Raw genomic sequence first — 1,806 nt, forward strand, 5'->3', positions numbered from 1 at the left:
TTATGGCGACAGGAGTCCCAGAATTGCGTGAGGTAGCATGGCGCGCCTGTCCAAGATACCTTGTGGGTGTTGATATGGCCTGCTTTATTTAGCTCTTATATCTGATTACACAGGTTAAATCTTTATTTGTTGAAAATAAATTATCAAAACCACTACTTAAAATAATTTCTATTTTATTATCGATCAATAAATAACGATCATGTGCATTTCTAAATATCTTTTTTTTATCGCATTTTATGGTCCAGGTTCGGTTTATTTTTTTGATTTCAGAAGTTTTGTTTGTTAAATGGTCATCATGTAATAAAGTTATATTTTTATGAGGGATGACTTTTTGAAAAAGATTCTTAGTATTATTCCACCTCTCACAAAAGTAACGATCAAAAATTAAAATAAATTTTGCATCTAAGCATAAGGCTGTGATTAACTGAATCGCTTTATCTCTATTTTCACCTATACCAAAGGTTAAAGTGAAATTTTTCTCAACCTTATCTTGATCAATATTAACGTAAGGATAGTCATATTTCTCAGTGTTTAAAATAAGTTTATAGCGTGTTTTCGTGACAAGATATTCCAAAGATTGAGCGATATATCCTTGAGATGCTAGTAGCTGCAATAACGCAGTGTCTTCATTGCCAATACGTTTTAATTGGTCAACACAGGTTAAATGAGGGACGTGATAATAATTCAGAAATTTTTCAACAAGATTGGGATTATTAACCTTCCCATTTTTAAAATTTAAAAATAACTGCAATAAATCATCACTTAAGACTAGGGAGTAATCACTCATCCTATTTCCAATAGCTCTTGCAAGGTAGAATCAAAAAAACCTGACGGAAACATTACGTTCTTACCATTACTATCTATAAATTTTCCTAATGGGTTAATCTTTAACTCAATAAAATTCTCTTTTATAGAAGGTTTATAATAAATAATGGCAGCTTTTGCAGCTAATGATTCTTTATAAATTTTATACTTCACTTTATTAATTAAATGTTCGCTGTGAGTTTCAACAATTACTTGTATGTTTCCATTGGCAAGCCAAGCTAAGAATTCACCCAGTCTAGATTGAGCTTTTGGGTGTAAATGAATTTCTGGATTCTCAATTAATAATAAATCGTTTTGTTTGCACATTAAAGAAACCACTAATACTTTTACCAAATAGCTATTACCTGCTCCTAAATTAAAAGGATTTATATCATTAATCCCTTCGCTGTTGAATGTAACTTTAACTTTAGTTGAGGTTATTTTTTCAGTTTGAAATGAAATTTTTAAATCAAGAATGTAAGCTAGCCATTCGTTAACTTGTGCTTTTAAGGTAAGCCCTGCTTGTTTAAATTTAACTAATACCTCATCAAGTGGTTTATCTTTATTTGATTCAAAATACCCAAAAATATATTCACCATTACTTCCAACTTTCTGTCTTGAATTTAAAGTCGCTAACTCTTCTTGTCCAATACGATTAGCGGATAAGTAATAAATGTTTTCTTCATAAATTAAGTGAAATAGTTTTGTATTAAAAGTTTCATTGGTCATAAATAAAACAGAATCATCTATTACAATACTTAATGATTTAGCATTTTTATATTTATTACGAATTTCTCTAAAATTAGAAAAATTAGCGACTAATGTGTTTAAAGTTTCGTTTTGTGGTGATGAAGAAAAACTACTAAACAATAAAATAGCCTGAATAACGGTTGATTTACCTGTTGAGTTGAGACCTGTTAATATTGTTAATGGCTTTAAATTGAAGACCTGCTTATCAATACATTTGAAATTTTCAATTTCTAATTTAGAAAGCATTTTTTA

The 1,806-nt window shown here is 29.3% G+C and carries 2 protein-coding genes; both read right to left on the reverse strand.

The window, feature by feature from the left end:
• Positions 1–88: 88 nt before the first annotated feature.
• Positions 89–787: a hypothetical protein gene (locus CDZ78_RS19985; protein ID WP_087871525.1), complete on the reverse strand. Its 699-nt coding sequence runs from the start codon at positions 785–787 to the stop codon at positions 89–91.
• The gene (locus CDZ78_RS19990) at positions 784–1,800 is read right to left on the reverse strand and encodes an AAA family ATPase (protein WP_087871526.1); all 1,017 of its coding nucleotides are present in this window, start codon (positions 1,798–1,800) and stop codon (positions 784–786) included. Before CDZ78_RS19990 ends, CDZ78_RS19985 begins: the two co-directional genes overlap by 4 nt.
• Between the last annotated feature and the right edge of the window lie 6 nt (positions 1,801–1,806).

Origin of the sequence: Bathymodiolus platifrons methanotrophic gill symbiont, assembly GCF_002189065.1 — a bacterium.
GTDB lineage: Bacteria > Pseudomonadota > Gammaproteobacteria > Methylococcales > Methylomonadaceae > Methyloprofundus.

Excerpts from the sequence above, each read along its gene's own strand:
- CDZ78_RS19985 (WP_087871525.1), bottom strand. The coding sequence starts at position 787 with ATGAGTGATTACTCCCTAGTCTTAAGTGATGATTTATTGCAGTTATTT.
- CDZ78_RS19990 (WP_087871526.1), bottom strand. The coding sequence starts at position 1,800 with ATGCTTTCTAAATTAGAAATTGAAAATTTCAAATGTATTGATAAGCAG.